The following is a 21,434-nucleotide window of genomic DNA, read 5'->3' on the forward strand; positions in this document are numbered from 1 at the left end:
AATGTATAAAATGTTCAGTCTCGCAAGCGCGGGAGCTGTAATCGCTTTGACTATTACAACAACAGTTTTCACCAACAATCAGGCAGAGGCTTCTGCGGCGCAATGTGGCAAGGCATCTTGGTATGCACTCCACTCCCGCACCGCATCGGGCGAGATGATGAACCCGGCGAAATTAACGGCTGCCCACAAAACGCTTCCATTTGGCACTAAGCTCAAAGTCACGAACCGTAACAATGGGAAGTCGGTTATTGTGCGCATTAATGATCGTGGGCCATTTATTAAGGGCCGGATCGTTGATCTTTCCAAGGCAGCAGCAAGCCAAATCGGTATGATCAAAAGCGGCCATGCGCCGATCTGCTTCCAACGTATTTCTTAAATTTACGCAAACAAAACCCGCCAACAAAAATGCTGGCGGGTTTAAAATTCAGATGCTTAAATTTAGCTTGAAGCGTCACGCGCGGTGTTTACCGCTTCAAGAGCACGGCCCAAATACATATCGCGCTTATAAACATCGGGGTGATATTCAACTTGGCCTTCATCATTTGGCCAAGCAGTGAAATAGCCTATGAAAATCGGAATTTTTTCCGAAATCCTTTCGCCTTTTTCGCCGCCGCCCAATTGTGATGCAACATAGTCACGGCTCTTGCCAAGCACTGCGGCTGCCATAGCGCGTGGGTCTTCTAAACGCACACAGCCATGGCTAAAGGCGCGGTTATCACGTTGGAACAAGCTTTTTGCAGGTGTGTCATGCATGTAGATCGCATGTCTGTTTGGGAACAAAATCTTCAACTCGCCTAGCGAATTTCTTGGGCCTGGCTTTTGGCGAACGCTGTAGGGTACAGGACCGGAATATTGAGACCAATTAATATTGGATGAGGCAATCTGCTGTCCGCCATGCGTTGATACGACATAACCTGCGCGATCAAGATAGCCTGGATCGCGGTGTAGTTTAGGCAACATTTCATTGACAATAATTGACTGCGGCACACCCCAATATGGGTTGAACACAACAGTTTCAATTTCATCGTGGAAGAAATTTGTCTGATTGGATGGCTTACCAACAACAGCGCGCATTGCAAGCTTCGTCTCGCCATTTTCCATATAGCGAACGCGGTATTCTGGCTGGTTTATGACGACCTGACGTTTGCCATAATTTTCCGGATGCCAGCGCAGACGTTCAAGCGCAAATTTTACACGGTCGATTTTCGAAGCAAGGCTCTGGCCGCCAAGGCGTGAAACCGTTTTGGGCCCCACAACACCATCTGGGTTCAAGCCAAGATCGCGCTGAACATCGCGCACCAGTTCAACCAAATCGCCTTCGTAGAGCGTTTCATCCGCATAAGCATCCAAAAGGCCCTGATGCTTTGTGCGCGTCTCATCGCGCATTTTGCGTTCCATCGCTTTTATTAAAAGCGGCATTTCTTCAGCTGTATTGCCAGGTTTCACTAACAAATTAGCAGGCAGCACTATCTCGTTTTCTGTACTGCCACGCAATTTAACAAGCTCATCTTGCAAAATCGCGTAATGATGCTGGTTAGGCATAAGGCTTGTCAAATAATCAGCTGGCTCCATGTCGCCAGAAACAAGGCCAGCAAGTGCATCAGATGCGGTCAAACGGTTTTTAGTAAAGTCATGATAGCCTGATATTTTATTCGGATTAACCGCGCCATCTTTCATGTCCTGCGCATAGCGAATGGCATAGGCGGTCAATTTCGTTTCAAATGCCAGCAATTCAGCTGCGCGTGCTTTAGGATCGTCGATTGAAAATGCATCAGAGGGTAGATCGACTGCGTAGTCTTTTGCTTCCAAGCCATGCTTGTCTGCACTGTTGAGCATCGCAGCCACGGCCTTGGCTTGTGTCGTTACACTCGAACCGCGTGACCACAGGAAAGCCGGTTTGTTGCTATAGTGATCTGTCACCGCCTTGGCGATGTCTTCCTCAATAGCAATTTGAAGCGTTGGCGAATAGCGAACAGCTTCTTTAAAGCGCTGCGATTCGAAATCCATCGTCGGCAAACCAAGTTCACCGGATTGACCAACAGAAGCCGTTGTTAAACCTGCCAGCGTAAATGTCGCCATTTGCGCTGCTTTATAAGTATAATATTGCGGGCCTGAAATTTTCTTAATTGCTTTGCGCGGTTTGGCCGGCTTTGCAGTTACGGTTTTCTTTGGCTGCTGGATGACAGGCTCTGGCGCACGGCGCTGGCGCAGTTCTTTGCGCTTTGCACGGTTGAAAAGAAGCTCATGCAATTGAACTGCCGATGCCTCTGGAACCGAGAAACTCATGCCAGTGACTACAACAGCTGAAGCCAGCAATGCCTGCGCAATTTTCTTGTAAGTCACTCTATTCTCCAAAGCTTGTTCGATAAAACCAATCTAACGCATTTATTACCGTCTATAAAGCAGACGCTTGGTGAATAATGTCTTGATGATTTACATCAAATTTTGCGAGTCACGCTTTTGCCACAGCCTAATCATGCTGTGATTTTTGTAAAACACAGTGTTTTTCATGGACGGACCTAGCGGTTGTCGCTAAATATCGACGCATGAAAAAAGGTGATCATCTCTTCCTCGTTGACGGCTCGGCATATATTTTTCGGGCTTTTCACGCACTTCCGCCGCTGACACGTAAATCCGATGGGACGCCCATTGGTGCCGTGTCTGGCTATTGCAACATGCTCTGGAAATTGTTGCAGGACTCGCGCAATACCGATGTTGGGGTTACGCCTACCCATTTTGCAGTCATTTTTGACTATTCATCCAAAACGTTTCGCAATGCGCTTTACGCTGAGTACAAAGCCAACCGTTCGGAGCCGCCAGAAGATTTGCGCCCGCAATTCGGCCTGATTCGCGAAGCAACCCGCGCCTTCAACCTGCCCTGCATTGAAATGGATGGTTATGAGGCCGACGATATTATCGCTGCCTATGCTGCACAGGCCGAAGCTGCAGGCGGCGAGGTGACAATCATCTCATCGGATAAGGATTTAATGCAGCTCGTGACCGAAAAGGTCTCGATGTATGATTCGATGAAGGACCGCCAAATCGGCATTGATGAAGTTGTCGAGAAATTCGGTGTTAAGCCCGAAAAGATGATCGACCTGCAGGCACTTACGGGTGATTCGACGGATAATATTCCAGGTGTGCCGGGCATTGGGCCTAAGACTGCTGCGCAATTACTGAGCGAATATGGCGATCTGGACACGCTGCTCGAACATGCCGGTGAAATTAAACAAAACAAACGACGCGAAAATCTCATTGAATTTGCAGATCAAGCACGCCTGTCGCGCGAACTTGTTACGCTCAAAGTTGATACGCCCGTTGAGGCCTCCATTGATGATTTTGTCTTAGAAGATCAAGATGGACCGAAGCTCGTTGCGTTTTTAAAAGCAATGGAGCTCACCACACTCACGCGCCGCGTCGCCGAAGCCACTGGCGTTGAAGCAGGTGAAATTGAAGCCGCAGATGTACCCATTGAGAATGCTGGACGCGCGCGCGGCCCCGATCTTGATAAGGCAACATCGCAAAACTCTGCTTCAAGCGACGATAAAGCCAGCACGCAAAAAGCTGCACAAAGCGTTGAGAATACGCCGCAAGCGCTTGCTGATAAGCTGACTGCAGAGGCTACCGGTGCAAAATTTGACGCAAGTAAATATGTCTGTATTCGCGATGCAGCTACGCTGGATGAATGGATTTCAAAGGCGTTTGAAGAAGGCATCGTCGCCTTTGACACGGAAACCGATTCGCTTGATGCCAATCAAGCAAACCTTGTCGGCTTTTCGCTTTGCCATAAAGCTGGAGAAGCTGCCTATATTCCTTTGCAACACCGCGAAGGTGAAGACGACCTACTTGCTGAAGGCGGCGTCATTGACGGCCAGCTTGATCTCAACGTGGCGCTGGAGAAGCTCAAAGCGCTGCTGGAAGATCCGTCCATCCTAATTATCGGGCAAAATCTGAAATATGATTATCTCATCATGCAACGGTATGGCATTACCATTCAGTCCTATGACGACACGATGCTTTTATCCTATGTGATTGATGCAGGACGCGGCACGCATGGCATGGACGCGCTATCCGAGCGTTGGCTTGGCCATCAGCCAATCGCGTTTAAAGACATTGCAGGCACTGGCAAAAAGCAAATCACCTTTGACCGTATCGCGATTGATGTTGCCACTGGATATGCTGCAGAAGATGCCGATATTACGCTTCGGCTTTGGCAGGTTTTAAAACCGCGCTTGATCGCAGACGGGCTGACATCGGTTTATGAGCGACTTGAACGACCTCTCATGGCCGTTCTTGCACGCATGGAAGGCCGAGGTATTTCTGTCGATCGGCAAATTCTTAGCCGACTATCAGGTGAATTTGCGCAAAAAGCCGCTGCAATCGAAGATGAGATTTATGGTCTTTCTGGGGAGAAGTTCAATGTCGGCTCGCCTAAGCAATTAGGCGAGATCCTCTTTGGAAAAATGGGACTTCCGGGCGGCAAGAAAACAAAGTCCGGCCAGTGGGCGACCGGTGCGCAAGCACTGGAAGATCTTGCAGCAGAGGGCCATGAACTACCGCGCAAAATTGTCGATTGGCGCCAGCTCACAAAGCTAAAATCAACCTATACAGACGCCTTGCCAGGCTACATTAATCCTGAAACAAAACGCGTTCACACTTCCTATTCACTAGCAGCGACTACAACAGGTCGATTGTCTTCGTCTGAACCCAACTTGCAGAACATACCGATTCGTACCGTTGAAGGACGTCGCATCCGCACAGCATTTATTGCCGACAAAGGCAAAAAGCTGATTTCTGCCGACTACAGCCAGATCGAACTTCGGGTGCTGGCGCATGTTGCAAACATTCCTCAACTGACCCAAGCATTTGCCGATGGTATCGATATTCATGCAATGACCGCCTCTGAAATGTTTGGCGTGCCCGTTGAAGGTATGCCGTCAGATATACGCCGCAGCGCTAAGGCGATTAATTTCGGTATTATCTACGGCATCTCTGCTTTTGGTCTGGCCAACAATCTGGGTATCAGCCGTTCAGAAGCTTCGGACTATATCAAAAAATATTTTGAACGCTTTCCGGGCATCAAAGATTATATGGATGAGATTAAAGCCACGGCGCGTGCACAAGGCTATGTCGAAACGATCTTTGGCCGCCGCATCCACTATCCAGAAATCAAATCGAGCAATCCGCAGGTGCGTGCCTTTAATGAGCGCGCAGCAATCAACGCACCGATTCAAGGGTCAGCCGCTGATGTGATTCGCCGCGCAATGGTGCGGATAGAACCTGCTATGGAGGCTGCAAAGCTCTCCGGCCAAATGCTTCTACAAGTTCATGACGAATTGATTTTTGAAGTGCCAGAAGATGAAGTCGATGCGACGATCACTTGCGTCAAAGACGTGATGGAAAATGCTGCTATGCCTGCCATCGATATGGCGGTTCCGCTCGCGGTTGAAGCACAGGCCGCAGACAATTGGGATGAGGCGCATTAAGCGCGCCTCATTCTCAAAGTTCATCAAAGCAGGCAATGACGTGATCAGCCACAGCTTGCGAACAGCACCCTGCATTTGACTTTAAGCGCATGCGTATTTGATATTTTGTCAAAGGCGGTAGGCCATGTTTTTTCAGTGTTAATTCAATCAATGGCGGCTCAATAAAAGAGGCTGGCATGGGCGCAACGGCAAGGTCAGCAGAAACTGCTGCGCGCTGTGCAACGACCTGCGCGCTTTTATAAGCAAGGCGATAAGAACGTCCGATCTTGTCCAGCGCTTCCACCGCACCAGCACGCCACGCACATCCGCTTTCCCACATTGAAACGGGCAATGGATCTTTCTCATAGGCGCAGCCACCCTTTAGGCCCGCCCAAACGAGATCTTCTTCTAATACGACATGCGCACCGTCTTCCATCACATGCTTGTCTGATGAGGTATAAACCACCACGTCCAACTCGCCGCGCTCAAAGCGTTCCCTCAAATTTGCCGAACTATCCATAACGACATCGACGCAAACATTGGGGTGCGTTTCAGCAAACCGCTTTAGTACAGCTGGCAGCAATTTATTGCCGTAATCATCCGGCGCTCCAAGCACGACCGAGCCTTCAATATCCGGCATTAAGAAACGCGCCATCATCTCATTGGACAGCGCTATAATGCGCCGCGCATAGGACAAAAGCATTTCACCGTCTTGCGTCAGTTCAACTGATCGGCTGTCACGCTGCAATACGGATGCGCCCAGCACATCTTCTAGCTTTTTGATTTGCATCGACACGGCAGAGGGCGTGCGGAACACTCTGTTTGCTGCCTTGGAAAAACTACCCGTTTCAGCAATCGCGATGAATGTTTTCAAAATATCAATATCGACACCAGCCAGCGCGACGGCGTTAAATTGCTTATCGGGTACATTCATGTCTTTTCCTAACATCAATAAAACTGAAAGATAAGTACACATCTATTCGTTTGATTGAAGCACGATTCATGCGCATTGTCTAGCTAGGCAAAAGGAGACAAGGACATGACCTGCATTGATAACAACAATTTTGAAGTTAGAAGTGACCGCACAAATAGCCTTCAACGCGGTTGGAAAATTATTTCTGACCGTGCAACAGCCTTGTTGGCCGCATATGCTTTGCGTGCCCAGCAAAAGCGAGATCGCGCAGCTTTTATGAGCCTCGTCGGCAAAGAAAACTGGCTATATGAGGACATGGGCATTCATGAAGGTGATGTTGACTGGGCATCCAGACTCCCTATCCAAATTAACGCAGCCCAAGAACTTGAAAAAATAAGGCTGCAAAGCCGGAAGAACCTTTAATGACCTGCGCCATTCGCCTGCCAGCAAAAATGCCAGCAGGCGATTACTTTATACGCTCCACTTAACGTCATAAAGATCATTGCGTCTGTTGGCTAAATTACGCACCGAGCCAAGGGTGCGTGCTTTTTCCAACATCGTCATATCAAGATCAGCGATGATGAGGCCTTCTTCATTTATGGCTGCTTGCGCCAAGATTCCATCCGGCGGAAAACCTGCATCAGACGGTGTTAATATTGCAGATTGTGCATAGGCTTCATCGCAATTTTCAACATTTTCAATCGTGCCCACCAGCCCTGATGTAACGATATAGCATTGATTTTCCACGGTACGGGCGTGGCAACAATAGCGCACACGCAAATGGCCGCTTCTTGCCTCCGTACAATAGGGCACGAAAACTAGCCCTACAGCTTGATCGGCATGGCGGCGGCCCAGCTCCGGAAATTCGCTATCATAACAAATTTGGATACCAACAGGACCGCAATCGGTTTCTATCGGCTCTAAGCTATCGCCACCTTTAATGCCCCAAACGTCCCATTCGTCAGGTGTTGGGTGTAGTTTTGACTGGCTCGCTATTGTGCCATCACGCCGCGCTAGAAATGCAATATTTTCTGTTTTTCCAGCATCTGTGCGCGTTGCATGGCTACCGCAAACAATATTGATGTTTAGCTCTTTTGCTAAACCTGTAAACTCAGCGACGATTTGAGCCGTTGCCTGTGTCAGCTTATCGATAGATGCTTCCGGCGATAATTTTTGCTCAGCGGCTGATAAAAGCTGAAGCGTGAAATGTTCCGGAAAACAAATAAAGTCTGCATCTTGCTGCGCTGCATCTTCAGCAAAAGCACGCACACGATCAAACAGATCCCGAAATGAAGATGTCTGCATCAACGCCATTTGTACGGATGCGACACGTATTTTTGATTTATAGTTTGGAGAAAGTTTCATTGGCTGGGCCTTATAAAAAAGCCGCCAGAACAAAAGCTCTGGCGGCTAAGATCGTCAACTACCGTTTCTAAATTAGTAAGGGCAGTTATTATCGCTCATGAAGTCGTGAACAACGACTTCGCCAGATACGATTTTAGCGCGTGCATCTTCCACGGCTTTCATCATGTCTTCTGTCACAAGTTCTTTGTTGTTGTCGTCCATAGCAACGTCAACACCGCCTTCTTTAAGACCAAGAACATTGATGCCAGATTCCCAAGTTCCGCCTTCTGAGCCATTTATGAACGCATCATAAACAGCAACGTCCACTTTTTTGACCATTGACGTTAGAACTTTGCCCGGCTGCAAACCGTTCTGGTTTGAGTCAACGCCGATAGCAAGTTTGCCTGCATCAGCTGCAGCCTGAATTACGCCAACGCCTGTACCGCCAGCTGCATGGAAAACAACGTCTGATCCCTGTGCGATCTGCGCTTTAGTGATCTCGCCGCCTTTAACAGGATCGTTCCAAGCTGCCGGTGTATCACCGGTCATGTTTTCAATAACTTTCGCGTCAGCATTAACGGATTTTGCACCGCCAGCATAACCGCAAGCAAAGCGAGAAATCAGCGGAATACCCATGCCGCCAACAAAGCTAACTGTGCCTGTTTCAGATGCTGTCGCAGCCATTACACCTGCAAGGTATGAACCTTCTTGTTCTTTGAAAACAACCGAGCGTACATTTGGCTGATCGACGACCATGTCGATGATCGCAAATTTTGTATCCGGGAATTCTTTTGCCACTTGCTCAAGTGCTTGCGCCCATGAAAAACCAGCAACAACAATTGGAGAATTGCCATCTTCAGCAAATTTAAGCAGAGCCTGCTCACGCTGTGCATCGTTCTGAATTTCAAATTCGCGGTAAGCGACACCGGTTTCTTCTTTGTATTTTTCAGCGCCATTATAAGCAGCTTCATTGAACGATTTGTCGAACTTGCCGCCCAAATCATAAATAAGTGCCGGCTCGGCATTTGCTGAAAATGTTAGTGCTGTTGCGGCCAAAAGACCTAAAGCTATGCGCTTCATACTAAATCACCCTGTAAACGTTTGTTACTCTCCCCGCACATCACTATAAGTGAAAGCGCGAAACCTCGCGGTGGTTTTCCACCTTGGAAAAGAGCTTGGCACGGCATTGCGGTAAAATCACGCAAAAAATGCAAGCGCTGCCTCAGCCTTAAGAATTATCTTAAACGCTTGCCAGTTCAGCAAAATATCAACCTGGTATTGGGCAGCTCACGCCTGTTCCACGTATGCCGCAATAACCATCCGGATTTTTAGCTAAATATTGCTGATGATAGTCTTCAGCAAAGTAAAACACGTCCAAAGGTTCAATTTCAGTTGTAATCGCACCCTGGTGTCCACTCGCCTTTAGGGCTTGTTGAAACTGGATTTTGCTTTTTCGCACATGTTCAAGTTGCGCATCGTTTGCTGTGTAAATAGCAGAACGATAGGTTGTGCCGATATCATTACCTTGGCGCATGCCTTGTGTCGGGTCATGCTGCTCCCAGAATTGCTTCAAAATAGCATCAAGGCTTAATTTGGCAGGATCAAAAACAACTTTGACCACTTCAACATGGCCGGTTTTACCCGTGCAGGTTTCTTCATAGGTTGGATTTTTTGTGAAGCCGCCTGCATAACCAACCGCCGTCACAAACACATTGTGCATTTGCCAAAAAATACGCTCAGCGCCCCAAAAACAGCCCATCCCTAAATAGATAGTTTCCATATTATCAGGGTGTGGCCCGCGCATATTTTCCCCATTGACGAAATGGTTTGGCGACAGTGGCAAAGGTTCATCGCGGCCAGGCAGCGCCTCATTGGCACCAATCATGTCCGATTTATTGCGAAACATATCATTTAAAAGCATAGTTTTGCGCCCTTCTGCGTGACCGGCTTAGTGTTGGTTTATCTTTTTACAAATCCTGCGGCATGTCGTTTTCTTTTATACGCCAAGACGTAAAAAAGCGCCGACAAAACTGAGAATACAGCAAATGTGGGCAAGGTTAGAAAAGTTACAAGAATAGGGTCGTTCAAAAATGGGTGAACAGACTGCGTGAGCCACGATGAAAACGCCTCAAGTGTATCTGGGAAAAACTCCCGCCAACTTATTTCAAGCGGCGTTAAAACCAGTTTGGAAATACCCAGCGAGCGTGTTGCATCCAGCACGATAAACATGACTGCAATGGCCAAACATAGCACGGCGATAAAACGAAGTATAAAACGGAACATGCCTACCTGATGATGCAAATTAACGAATTAGGATTACCGTCAATAGAGTGACCTAGGGAAAAGTTCAATCAACACAATCAAATGATTTATCTAAATTAGCCTTCACTTAGCTCTTGCAGCGAGAAAAAGCACGCGCTACACGTCCGCTCACGTTGTGGCTGTTACATATAGCTTCAACCCGCTCGAATTAACCGACGAGCGAAAAATGGAATGGACAGGTGGCCGAGTGGTTGAAGGCGCACGCCTGGAACGCGTGTGGGCGGGTGACCGTCTCCAGGGTTCGAATCCCTGTCTGTCCGCCATTTCCATCAACTAAGTTATTGTTGTATTTGTCTTTTATCCTTTTTCATGCTGGACGCTCCCACTTCTATTCCCACTAAGGATATCTTTTAGGCGTCTGGCAATTTGATTCCCACTATCAGGAGCGCAGCAATAACCAAAATGATCGATAAAGATGATGGGGAAAGTCAAATCATATGGATGATCAAATTAGCTTAAACAAAGTTTTTTTCAAAATGTACCCAATGAAAAATCCTCGACAGTTTCCAGCCAATCATCCAGAACTTCGCCCCTCTTCACAAATCCTTGGCGATTGCGCCGAAGCCGCCGCTGGATAAGAACTCGAGCAAAATGCAGGTTCAAACTCCCAACTGTCACATAGTTGGGGTCATCTCTTAAAGTGCACAAATTGGACATCTGAATAGCCCCGCGTTTCCTAGACACCCTGCTGGTTCAATTTTTGTTGTTTTTCAAAGTCTGCTGGTGACAGCATCCCGTTGTTTGCGGCAATGATAGAGGACTATTTATTGTGGCGGAAAGCCGTTACTAAAACTAATTCTACATATTTTCGCTACTGGCACGCCGTCGTCGCCTTGCTTTAAATAAGTGCCTTTCGGGGCGTGCGTCTGTCCAGACAGTGGTTGAAATCAATATAGATCAAACTTGCGCGGTAATTTAGACCGCGCAAGCGAGTGAAAATTGGATCAAGCTATCCGATCACCTTTTTTCACTTTAACTGTCCGGTTATCTACGCCGGGCAACATTTTTGCGGGATCCCGCGTTACGATGATGTCAAGCACTGACGGGCCTGAAGTGGACAAAGCCTCCTTAAGGGCTGCCTCAATATCTTCCGGCTTTTCAACACGGATGGCATGGCATCCCATCGCTTTAGCGACCGCCGCATAATCGGTTTCCACCAGATCCGATGCGTGATAATTACCCTCGCCGTAGACTAGATGCTGAAGCGCTTTGACATAACCCGAAGCGGCATTGTTCACGACGATTACGGTCAGGTCCAGCTTCAACCTCCGCGCGGTTTCCATCTCACCCAGCATCATATTAAAGCCGCCGTCACCCGTCAGCGCCAATACATTGCGCCCTTCCGCGCCAAGTGCAGCCCCCATGGCTCCGGGCAGTCCATAACCGATTGATGCAAAGCCCCTATCTGGTACGAAGCGTCGTCCCACCTCCTTTGTATCGAAAAGAAGACCGGCCCAGTGAGCGGCGAAGCCACCGTCGGCCACCAGAATACCGTCGCTTGGGAGCGTTTTGTTGATCTCGGTCAGCAGACGCGCCATCGAAACCGGCGTTTCTTCCGATTCAAGGTTTGCGCGCACGCTCTCGCGCCATTTCGTCATTTTTTTGGGCACCTCTTCAACATAAGACTTCAGGCGCTGGTGGGTTGATTCAGTACGCCCGCCAACTGTTTTCGCCAAGTCTTTCAAGGTCACGGATATATCTCCCCACAGGCATAGATCGGGTTCGATCGTGCGCCCGAACTCTTCTGCGACCAAATCGACATGGATGAGCGTTTTGCCTTGCGGCGGAACTGAGTACCGTTTCGTGGCGATTTCGCCGAGTTTGCAGCCAAGGGAAATGACAAGATCAGATTTTTCGATGAACTCGTTGGCGATACGGTCGTAGCGGCCAAACAGGCCAAGACTTAACTCTTCAACACAAGGAATTGAGCCTTTACCGGTCAGCGTGTGCGCGACTGGTATATTCAACGAACGTGCGAAGCGGGTGAGCTCTTCAGCAGCGCCGCTGAGGTGCACACCGCCACCTGCCAAAATAACTGGACGTTCGGCCGCAGTAATGAGATCGGCCGCCCGGATGATATCGTCTTCATCAGGACGGCAACGCAGCGCAGGTACGCCGCGGTGACGCGGGTTGCCATAAAATTCCGCCTCATCGAATGCATACGTATCATGTGCAATATCCTCTGGGACATCCACAACGACTGGACCTGGCCTGCCGGACGTCGCAACGGCAAAAGCTCTGCGCATAAGCTCCGGTATCCGCGAAATCACTTCTACACGAATAATCTCTTTGCATGCTGGACGTAAAATCTCCACCTGGCGACTTTCTTGCGTCATATTCTTCCAGGAATGCTCACGGTGCGTATCACCGGCGAGAAGTACCATTGGGGTGCCAGCATTGAGTGCCTCCACCAGACCGGTGACAAGGTTCGTCGCTCCGGGTCCCAAAGTTGCATCTGAAAGGCCGACTCGCCCTGTTACCTTTGCGTAAGCATCTGCTGCGAATACTGCGGCACGCTCGTCATTAATGAGATGATGTTTTAATCCTAGCCGGCGCGCGGCATCATAAAATGGCAACAATTGAAAGCCGCCCATGCCGAACATGGGGCCGCCATCAAATGCCTGCAGCATTCTGGCCAGCGCTTCACCGCCGCTTATCTCGATCTTTGTCATATTGATTTCCCTTGTTTTAAATTGGGACCTGTCGCATTCACGCAAGGCCCGAAGGACGGGCAAGGTGCCAGTCCGTTTGCAGTTGAATGGCGTGCGCAACCGATATAAGCAGGCGCTCCCGATAAGGTGCAGCCACCAACTGAATAGAAAGCGGAAGCCCTGCGGCATCAAAACCACACGGAACCGCAATGGCGCAAAGTCCGAAATAGCTCGCAAAACGGGTCAGTCTGCTAGGCGATAAATCGTTCTCGTCGAGCGCGTCCACCGGACGCGCCGATATAGGCAGAGTAGGCATAGCGATGAGGTCAAATGCCTCGAAACGGCGATGAAAACTGGCTCGACGCACGCGCCGCTCGGCAAGTGCGGCGGCGTATCGGTGAGCGGGGATCGATGCGCCTTTCAGGACTCGCCCTCTGGACGCCGGATCACCGGCTATGTCACTTTCGGCATCGCGGCCGCATTCTGCGTAAGCCTCACTCGCAATGATCGTCCCGGTCGCCTCCTGCTCAGCCGCAAAGTCCATACTCTCACCCATCTCGAAGGTAGACGCTCTAAGCCGGGACAGAACATCCAAAGCTTTCCAAAATGCAGGCATCACATCTGCATCTGTGTCGCCAAGATCTTCACTACGCGGAACAGCGATTCTGAGGTTCTGCGGAAAATCATTTATGGCGGAGGTGAAATTTTCGGGCAGAACCCGCAATGTCTTGGGATCATGTGGATCAGGGCCATGGATGGCGTCTAAAAGTAGAGCAAGATCGCGGGCACTCCATGCCATCGGTCCCACAGTATCAAGTGTGCGGCTCACAAATGACATACCTGAATTGCTAACGCGGCCTTCTGTAACTTTTAGGCCCGTCAAGCCGCAAAAGGCAGAGGGAATTCTGATCGACCCTCCCGTGTCTGTCCCGATAGCGCCCATTGCCATTCCAGCTGCAACGGCCACAGCCGAACCGCTACTGGACCCGCCCGGTGAGCGATGCACGTCTAGATCCCACGGGTTCCATGGCGTTCCCCATCCCTGGTTTGTGCCCCAGCCGCCAAAAGCGAATTCGACCAGACTAGCCTTACCAATTATAACAGCCCCTGCACCCACCAAACGCCGCACGACTGTCGCAGTTGAGTCAGCAGCTGCGCGGCTAGAGCGGGTCAACGAGCCTGCCGCAGTGACATGTCCTTCAATATCCAGCAGGTCCTTGACTGCCACAGGAACCCCATGAAGTGGCCCTACAAAACTGCCTGCTTTGGCTTCGGCATCACGCGCTTGAGCGACAGCCATCGCCTTTGCCGCGAACACCTCAGAAAACGCGCCCAGCTTGGCTCCGTGAAGCGAAATCTGACTTAAGCAATTCTGCGTGAGTTCCGCTGAAGAAAGACGTCCGTCTTTGATCCGAGCAGCCGCTTCCCACAGATCAAAGCTGTCTTTTATACCGTATTTCGTCATGTTTATTCCTTCAGGCCATCTTGCAACTGAGTGCGCCATCGACGGAAAGCAGAGCGCCTGAAACGTAGGAAGCATCATCGGAAGCTAGAAATGCGGCTACCTTTGCAACTTCCTGCGCTGTACCCATCCTGCCCGACGGACAACGTTGGGAACGCCGTTTCATTACCTCCTCGACGCCAGCCGGATCATCGGCGAAGGCAGATCTGACCATCGGACTGTCGATGAGACCGGGCATTACGACATTCGAACGTATTCCATATTTGGCATGCGAAACCGCGAGCGAACGTGAAAAAAGGTTAAGAGCGGCCTTCGATGTGCCGTAGGCAACGTTAGGTGTCGCAGAGCTTACAATACTGGCTATCGACGAAATAAAAACGATTGATCCACGCTCTTCCTTCTTCATTCCGGGAAGCAGCGCTTGGGTGCAGCCAACCGCACCGCCAAGGTTTGCCTGCATTGTGCTGTTCAATGCTTCGGGCGTCAGGTCCTCAATATCGCCCATCGTTTGTATGCCGACATTGAATACACCGATGGTAATAGGACCGGCCTCTGTGGCGAAAGCATCTACTGCGGCCTTAACTGCGTTGGCATCAGTGACATCCGCTTGGGCAGCACGCCCAGAAAAACCTTCCTGTATAATAGCGTCTGCGGTTTCACGGGCGTTATCGAGGCTGGCATCAATGCATAAGACATTCTTGCCGCGCCGCGCCAACTCAAGCGCTATAGCGCGGCCAATCCCTTCTCGCCCTCCGCGTGATCCTGCTCCGAACACGACGGCTGCTTCTGACAAGGTTTGCGTCATATTGCCATCCTCGCCTTAAATTCGGCCATTCCAATGCGCAGAAAATCGTTTGCATGGCAGTAAAGGAAGGTCGCTCCGGTTTTTTGAATCGCTCGTACATTCTTCTCTGTAACCAACATTCCAGCAGATTTTCCGGCAGAAACAATACGCGAAGTAGTGCGCTCGACGAGTTCTGCGACTTCCGGGACATCCAACCGTCCACCATGGCCGAGGCTCTTTGACAAATCGACAGGGCCAATGAAGAAGGCATCAATGCCATCAACCGCCAGCATGTCGTCGAGGGAATCGATAGCTTCAAGGCTCTCGACCTGTACAACGACAGTCTTTTGCTCGTAGTTTTTCGGGAATACATAGCGCACGGTATCAACGATTTGCTCGGCAGTCTCCGCTGTGTCTACACGTGGTGCGACGATGCCGTCGACCCCGCGCAGCATCATGCGCTCGATCATCCATGGCTCGCGCGACCATAGCCTGACCAGTGAAGTCACGTTTCCAAGCCGGGCCGCTCTCGCCATATTTTCGACGCTCTCAATGTCAGGGCTGCCTTGTTCGCAGTCAAAGAAGACAGCGTCGCAACCGATGGCACAAAGATAGTTCACCAACCCCGGTGACGGATGGTCAACATTGACGACCAGCATTGGAATGCCGTCCCTCAGCTTTGCGTTGAAGTTCGTTTTATTCATTTATTTAAGCACTCCGAGCGCGATAGACGGGGCGGCTATCAAAACCGCGATAAGAGCCAAATCGGCCAATATAAAAGGGATCGAACCGATGAATACGTCCTTCACCGAGATCCCTTTGACGGTCCCTGCAACGACGAAGGCATTTACTCCGATGGGCGGGGTAACAGCACCAATCTCAATCGTCTTGGTGACAAGTATGCCAAACAGTACGGGGTTGATATCGGACTGCAGTACGATTGGGAAAACGATTGGCATTGTCAGGAAGATCGTCGAAATACCATCGATGAAGCAGCCCAGAATCAGAAATGGAATCAAGAGCAAAATCGTCATCTGGGTCGGTCCGAGGTCGAGACTGCCCGCCCAAGACGCAACCAGTTGCGGAATTTGGGACGTAGCCAAGGCCGTACTGAAAAGAGCAGAACCGGCAATGAGCAACATGATTGTTGCGGTTGCCGATCCACTGTTCAAAAGCCCGTCCTTGAGAGACTTCAGTCGTTCCGAACCGCGGAACATTGTAATCAGAAGCGCTGCACCGGCACCGAAGGCGGCAGTTTCTGTTGCAGTCGCAATCCCGAAATAGAGCGGAACCATTACTAAGGCGAAAAGTAAAACAATCTCCCAAGAACTCAGAAGTGTCGTAAAGCGCCGGCGCAGCGGGGCCTTGGGTAATGCAGTTGCAGAGCGGGTTTTAGGACTCATCCGGACCATCAGCCAAATGGTCCCCGCATAGGCAAATGCCGAGAAGACGCCAGGAATAATTGCAGCCAGAAACAGGTCGGCAATGGGTGCCTGTGTGGCGATAGAATAAATCACAAGAATACTGCTGGGCGGGATCAGTACGCCAAGCGTTCCGGCGGTTGCGACAGTTGCGCCCGCCATTTTCGCACTGTATCCACTCTTCAGCATTTCAGGCACTGTGATTTTTGCCATCGTCGCTGCAGTGGCAATACTTGAGCCGCTTACGGCGGCAAAACCCGCGCAGGCAAAAACAGTGGCAATTGGCAGACCGCCCGATACATGACCGAACCAAGCTTTTGCCGTATCAAAGGCACGGCCGGTAATTCCGGCGGCAAAGGCCATATGGCCCATAAATAAAAACAGCGGGATAGTGATAAGGCTGAGCTCGCCAATTGACGAATATGGCAGTCCTGACAGGATAAATGTTGCACCAGCAATGCCGCTGGTCAAAAGCACCCCGGCACCACCCATGAGCAGAAGAGCAAACGCAATTGGCACGCCCAGTACCAAGAGTGTAATCAAGCCTGCAATTATTATAAGGCCGACGGTAAACGGATCCATTTTATAAGTCCTAAATTTCGGCTGTATATTCGGATATATCTTCAGGGCCGCGTTTAGGCGACGGCGCCCAATCCGGCGCGACAACTCTGAACAAGTCGATGAGAAGCTGTACGGTTAACATCCAAAAACCCAAAGCAATTACGATACGGGCTGGCCAGACGGGGAAAGAAATCACCGAGAACGTAGATTCATTGATCGAATAAGCCATAATTGCCCGAGTTGTGGTCAACCACGCAAACGTTCCAGCGACGATCAGCTGCGCTGTATAAATCAGAAACCGGCTTGCCGGGACGAGACCTTCTGGCAAATTGTCCAAAAGAACACGCACTTGAAAATGCTCCTTGCGACACTGGGCGCCTGCCTGCGCAAGGAAAACAAGAACCACAAGTGTCAATATATTAAACTCGGGAATTCCCTGCATCGCATATGACGCATAGGAACGTGTCAGCGCATCGGGCACGATTGTCACGATAAACAGGATAATTCCAATACCCGATAAGGCGCCGGCGCCGAGGTTAAAGCACTCGACAATGTCGAGCGCCTTTTTGGTTCTTTCGCGTATTGCGTTTTCCACGCGTTACCCCCTACTTGCCCTGTTTGGCGACGTAGCGCTCAATGCCGGAAACATAAGGCCGCTCAGTCGCTTTCTGCTCTACGATATCGCGGTAGCGTTCAAAGAATGCATCCGGATCGTCGACGGAGCCCGCCGCCCGGCCCTTCCAGACATCATATGCCGCTTCAAAGCCCGGTCCGCTCCATGCTTCGGCTTCTTCGTCTGAAATCTCAACGACTGTAACCTCGGGTGAGGATGACAGCTTTTCGACCATTGTTTCGACTTCCTTGTCGAGTTCATCGACATAGTGACCGGCCATTTCATCAGCGACTTCTTCCATCACAGCGCGGGTATTTTCATCCAGCGCTTCCCACTTCTGCTTGTTCATCACAACGGTGACAACCGCGTAACTGCCCGAACCGCCGGCATCGGAAACATAGGGAATGATGTCAGCCAGGCCGGTCTTTACAGCCTGGTCAAACGGGGTTGCGCTCACGCCGTCAACGCCGCCGCGCTGAATGAGATCGAGTGCTTCAGACCACGGAATTCCAACCGGAGTAGCGCCAAGAGCGGCGAGCGCATCAGCCACACCAAGCGTAACACGGATGCGCTGTCCTTTGAGGTCGGCAGGAGTGCGGACTTCCTTATTTGTCCAAAGGGTGTTCTCGCCTGACCCCATGGCAAACAGTAGATGTTGATTGTATTTATCGAACTCGGCCTTCAATTCGTCCCCGTTCTCATACATTTCTTTGAAAGCAGAGGTTGTGGCGTAGGGGTTGCTTGTCACATACGGCAGAAGCACTCCCGTCAGCGGAAACTGCTCGGGTTCAAAAGCGCCCGGCACAGTGACTGCGATGTCTGTTGCGCCTGCTGTTACGCCCGGAGAAAGCTCACGCGCCTTCAAAAGACTACCGCCATAGTACGTTTCAAAAGTCACATTGCCATTCGTGCGACGGGTCACTTCATCAATGAAATATTTTGCGGCGACTTCGTAAAAATCAGTAGATGAATAGAGGCTGGCATAGCGCAGTTTGACCTGCTCTTGAGCCAAAGCCGGGTAGGCTGTCGCAGACGACAGTACAGTAAATAGCGTTGCCGCCACGAGTTTGCGAAATTTCATAACATTACCTTCCTTGTTAATATTTTCAGTCAACTTTCAGCTTTAAATGGGATTCCTGCTGTCTCCTCTAGCGCTCTCCTCCGCCGTATTCCGAGGAGAGCAACGAGACTTCGTGTTTAAGGCGCGCCAGCGCAGATTCTTGTCGAGCCTGATCAAGGCGTGTGCGGATAGCTGCGATACTCAGAGATGCGATCGGCCTATCGTCTTGGTCGAATACAGGCATACCGACAGCGCACATTTCGGCGACCACATCGCCTTCGACCCAAGAGAAGCCGGCATCACGTGTTCTTTGTACAGCTTCTCGCAAACTGTGTGTGGTAAACCCCGGATAGTCCGCGAGGCGCTTCTCTTCGGCGTCGATGACCTGTTCACGGTCCACCTCGTCGAGAAAACTGAGAAGAGCGAGACTGCCGGCTCCGACACCCAGCGGGCGGCGCTCACCAGGCTGTAATGTCATAGGACGGACCGGGTAGGTTCCGTCCGCCCGGTCGATACAAATTGCAAAAGGACCGGAGCGGACTTGAAGAAAAGAAACGTCACCCGGATCATCCGCAAGGCGCTCCAGCGCATCCCGCGACATTCCCTTGATGTCAAACATTCTGGACGCCGCGTTGCCAAGTGAAAGGGCCTCCGCTCCAAGAGAAAAAAGCCGGCCGGACTTCTTTCGAACCAAACCTTCTTTAACAAGGGCGCCGAGCAAACGGTGCATGGTCGGCTGAGGTAATCCTGTCTTGGCGGATAGATCACTGGCTCGCATCCCGCCATCCGGACCTGCCGCAATAGCACGAAGAACCGTCATCGCTCTTGTCAACAATTGTATATCGCCGGACGCCATTATATTCACCTAGTGAATTTATTCATACAATAATTACCGTACTGTAAATATATCACTTGTCAATAGGGCTGATATCCTTCATTTTCAGCGAGCCAATCGCCGCGTTTTCGCGGAAAAAAATCTTAATTGATCAGGAAAAGGAAATCCGATGGCCGGGAAACCAACAAAATCTATTTATGAACCAGACCAAGAAGGTCTTTACTTTCCACGCATGCCAAAATTTGAATCAATTGCAGAGGAACGCTTGCACCGCAAACAGCGGCTCGCGGCAGCATGCCGGGTATTTGCGCGGTATGGATATGAATATGGCTTTGCTGGGCACATAACTGTTCGCGACCCTGAACACCCGGATCTCTACTGGACAAATCCTTTTGCAATGGATTTCGGAAGGGTCAAGGTTTCTGACCTCCTTTTAGTCGACCATGACGGCAAGGTGCTGGAGGGCAGCTGGGCGGTCAATCGCGCCGGTTTCGTGCTTCACGCCGCCATACATGAGGCCAATCCTCATGTGCTCGCTTCTTGCCATGCTCACACAACCTACGGCATGTCGTGGGCTGCTCTGGGACGCCCCCTCGACCCAATAAGCCAAACCTCGGCCGGTTTTTTCGAGGACCAGGCACTCATTACCGATGAAGCTGGTGCAGTTGTCGTCGAGCGAAGTGCAGGTGGAAACGTGGCATCAGCATTTGGTGACGCAAAAATCGCGATCCACCAAAATCATGGTTTGTTCAGCGTCGGCCGCGAAAGCGTTGACGAAGCGGCTTGGTGGTTCATCGCCGCGGAGAAAGCATGTGAGATTCAGATCAAAGCGGAATCTACTGGTCACCCGCTCAAAGTCATACCGCCCAAGGCTGCGATTCATTCTCGCGACCATCTGGCTACACCTTATATGGCATGGATGCACTTTCAGCCCATCTATGATGCTGTTTGTCGCTCCGACGCAGATCTTTTTCAGTAATAAAAACTGAAGCAAACACGCTGCTCAAGATCTCCTTGTTCAAAATATTGGCTCTTTCGATCAGGAGCCAATTCAGCGTGGGCGCTCCAGTACCTATGTGCGAAATTCCAATTTTCGCAGCCACACGCCGGCTTTCAACAAAGTTGACAGAGATGAATATTGATGTGTGCTTGAAAGGAAGTTTGGACAATAAAAGTACCCGCAGCATTGCAAGCCGAGCAATATGAAAGAGAGGCTGGCAGCATGCTAGTTTTCCTTCACAGCGATGTGAAATATCCGATTGCGGGACAATAAACATAGACCTAAGTACCAATCTGTTAGATCGCTCAATTGGGTTCTATCAACCACATGACTGTGTATAAAAGTGCCTTGAAAACAATCGTCTAAACCTCAATAGTTTGGATAACTCAGTCAAATGTTTGAGCTTCCGCATGCAAGCACCAAAATCAGTAAAATCGTTGGAAGACCTTGGACGCATACGCCTATCCAAGTCATTTTTCATGCGTGACATGCTCTATTCCGAAATATCCAATTTTTACGGCATTCCGAACATTCCCGTTGATCCGGATCTTGCGGTTCACTCAGCCCGAAACCTTTGCGAAAACCTTTTGGAGCCGTTGCAGGAAGCATTTGGCCGGATAAGCATTCGTTCAGCTTATCGTTCGCCTACGGTCAATCAATTCGGCAACGAGAACGGCCTCAACTGCGCAAGTAACGAGGCGAACTATGCCGGGCATATTTTTGATGTGCGTGATGCGGACGGTCATTGTGGGGCAACGGCAACGGTCGTCGTCAATAGCTTCATAGACTATTATGAAAAGTCAGGAGACTGGCAGGCAATGGCTTGGTGGATACACGACAATTTGCCGCCGACAGACCTCTATTTCTTTCCAAAGCTCGGTGCTTTCAACATCTCATGGCATGTGGCTCCCGGACGCACTAAAAAAGTTACGTAACGCCGAAGGGCACACTCACCGAACCCGGCATGGAAAATTTTACAGGCTCACGCGAAGCGCACTATCGC

At 50.3% G+C, this 21,434-nt stretch carries 20 protein-coding genes and 1 tRNA gene; 7 read left to right on the forward strand and 14 right to left on the reverse strand.

Annotated elements, in window-relative coordinates; all coding sequences use genetic code 11:
- Position 1: 1 nt before the first annotated feature.
- Complete coding sequence (locus tag C504_RS0112035) at positions 2-376, forward strand: septal ring lytic transglycosylase RlpA family protein (protein ID WP_018689599.1); 375 nt, start codon at positions 2-4, stop codon at positions 374-376.
- Positions 377-438: 62 nt separating this feature from the next.
- On the opposite strand, the gene C504_RS0112040 is transcribed toward C504_RS0112035, so the two are convergent.
- On the reverse strand, positions 439-2,343 hold the full coding sequence (locus tag C504_RS0112040) for a L,D-transpeptidase family protein (protein ID WP_018689600.1): 1,905 nt from the start codon (positions 2,341-2,343) through the stop codon (positions 439-441).
- Positions 2,344-2,546: 203 nt separating this feature from the next.
- Here C504_RS0112040 and polA point away from each other — a divergent pair, with 203 nt between their 5' ends.
- Positions 2,547-5,486, forward strand: coding sequence for a DNA polymerase I (gene polA, locus C504_RS0112045; RefSeq protein WP_018689601.1), 2,940 nt, complete (start codon positions 2,547-2,549; stop codon positions 5,484-5,486).
- A gap of 13 nt (positions 5,487-5,499) precedes the next feature.
- Here the strand turns inward: polA and C504_RS0112050 are convergent, their stop codons facing one another.
- Positions 5,500-6,399, reverse strand: a complete 900-nt coding sequence (locus C504_RS0112050) for a LysR family transcriptional regulator (RefSeq protein WP_018689602.1) — start codon at positions 6,397-6,399, stop codon at positions 5,500-5,502.
- Between the two features lie 105 nt (positions 6,400-6,504).
- On the opposite strand from C504_RS0112050, the gene C504_RS0112055 reads away from it, so the two are divergent.
- Positions 6,505-6,801, forward strand: a complete 297-nt coding sequence (locus C504_RS0112055) for a hypothetical protein (RefSeq protein ID WP_018689603.1) — start codon at positions 6,505-6,507, stop codon at positions 6,799-6,801.
- A gap of 48 nt (positions 6,802-6,849) precedes the next feature.
- Here the strand turns inward: C504_RS0112055 and C504_RS17815 are convergent, their stop codons facing one another.
- The 4 genes from C504_RS17815 to C504_RS0112075 all read right to left on the reverse strand — a co-directional run bounded on the left by C504_RS17815 (position 6,850) and on the right by C504_RS0112075 (position 10,005).
- Entirely contained in the window at positions 6,850-7,743 is an 894-nt protein-coding gene (locus C504_RS17815; RefSeq protein ID WP_018689604.1) for a carbon-nitrogen hydrolase family protein, read from the reverse strand.
- A gap of 72 nt (positions 7,744-7,815) precedes the next feature.
- Positions 7,816-8,802: a BMP family lipoprotein gene (locus C504_RS0112065; protein ID WP_018689605.1), complete on the reverse strand. Its 987-nt coding sequence runs from the start codon at positions 8,800-8,802 to the stop codon at positions 7,816-7,818.
- A gap of 187 nt (positions 8,803-8,989) precedes the next feature.
- On the reverse strand, positions 8,990-9,643 hold the full coding sequence (gene msrA, locus C504_RS0112070) for a peptide-methionine (S)-S-oxide reductase MsrA (protein WP_018689606.1): 654 nt from the start codon (positions 9,641-9,643) through the stop codon (positions 8,990-8,992).
- 38 nt (positions 9,644-9,681) lie between these two features.
- Complete coding sequence (locus tag C504_RS0112075; RefSeq protein WP_018689607.1) at positions 9,682-10,005, reverse strand: hypothetical protein; 324 nt, start codon at positions 10,003-10,005, stop codon at positions 9,682-9,684.
- A gap of 212 nt (positions 10,006-10,217) precedes the next feature.
- Between C504_RS0112075 and C504_RS0112080 the strand changes: the two genes are divergently transcribed.
- A tRNA-Ser gene (locus tag C504_RS0112080) sits at positions 10,218-10,307 on the forward strand.
- Between the two features lie 174 nt (positions 10,308-10,481).
- Entirely contained in the window at positions 10,482-10,622 is a 141-nt protein-coding gene (locus C504_RS18790; protein WP_018689608.1) for a hypothetical protein, read from the forward strand.
- Positions 10,623-10,988: 366 nt separating this feature from the next.
- On the opposite strand, the gene C504_RS0112090 is transcribed toward C504_RS18790, so the two are convergent.
- The 8 genes from C504_RS0112090 to C504_RS0112125 all read right to left on the reverse strand — a co-directional run bounded on the left by C504_RS0112090 (position 10,989) and on the right by C504_RS0112125 (position 19,452).
- Positions 10,989-12,716, reverse strand: coding sequence for a thiamine pyrophosphate-binding protein (locus C504_RS0112090; RefSeq protein WP_018689609.1), 1,728 nt, complete (start codon positions 12,714-12,716; stop codon positions 10,989-10,991).
- Between the two features lie 37 nt (positions 12,717-12,753).
- A complete protein-coding gene (locus tag C504_RS0112095; protein ID WP_018689610.1) occupies positions 12,754-14,160 on the reverse strand; it encodes an amidase in 1,407 nt (468 codons plus the stop codon).
- Between the two features lie 10 nt (positions 14,161-14,170).
- Positions 14,171-14,962, reverse strand: coding sequence for an SDR family NAD(P)-dependent oxidoreductase (locus C504_RS0112100; protein ID WP_018689611.1), 792 nt, complete (start codon positions 14,960-14,962; stop codon positions 14,171-14,173).
- The gene (locus C504_RS0112105) at positions 14,959-15,645 is read right to left on the reverse strand and encodes an HpcH/HpaI aldolase family protein (protein ID WP_018689612.1); all 687 of its coding nucleotides are present in this window, start codon (positions 15,643-15,645) and stop codon (positions 14,959-14,961) included. The genes C504_RS0112100 and C504_RS0112105 overlap by 4 nt, the downstream gene beginning before the upstream one ends.
- A complete protein-coding gene (locus tag C504_RS0112110) occupies positions 15,646-16,944 on the reverse strand; it encodes a TRAP transporter large permease (RefSeq protein WP_018689613.1) in 1,299 nt (432 codons plus the stop codon).
- A 10-nt stretch (positions 16,945-16,954) separates the two neighbouring features.
- On the reverse strand, positions 16,955-17,518 hold the full coding sequence (locus C504_RS0112115) for a TRAP transporter small permease (protein WP_018689614.1): 564 nt from the start codon (positions 17,516-17,518) through the stop codon (positions 16,955-16,957).
- Positions 17,519-17,528: 10 nt separating this feature from the next.
- On the reverse strand, positions 17,529-18,617 hold the full coding sequence (gene dctP / locus C504_RS0112120) for a TRAP transporter substrate-binding protein DctP (protein ID WP_169385121.1): 1,089 nt from the start codon (positions 18,615-18,617) through the stop codon (positions 17,529-17,531).
- Positions 18,618-18,684: 67 nt separating this feature from the next.
- Positions 18,685-19,452, reverse strand: coding sequence for an IclR family transcriptional regulator (locus C504_RS0112125; protein WP_018689616.1), 768 nt, complete (start codon positions 19,450-19,452; stop codon positions 18,685-18,687).
- 148 nt (positions 19,453-19,600) lie between these two features.
- On the opposite strand from C504_RS0112125, the gene C504_RS0112130 reads away from it, so the two are divergent.
- Together C504_RS0112130 and C504_RS17820 are read left to right on the forward strand one after the other, a co-directional pair.
- A complete protein-coding gene (locus C504_RS0112130) occupies positions 19,601-20,410 on the forward strand; it encodes a class II aldolase/adducin family protein (protein WP_018689617.1) in 810 nt (269 codons plus the stop codon).
- 431 nt (positions 20,411-20,841) lie between these two features.
- Entirely contained in the window at positions 20,842-21,366 is a 525-nt protein-coding gene (locus C504_RS17820) for a hypothetical protein (protein ID WP_018689619.1), read from the forward strand.
- Positions 21,367-21,434 lie beyond the last annotated feature (68 nt).

The organism is Ahrensia kielensis DSM 5890 (genome assembly GCF_000374465.1).
Lineage (GTDB): Bacteria > Pseudomonadota > Alphaproteobacteria > Rhizobiales > Rhizobiaceae > Ahrensia > Ahrensia kielensis.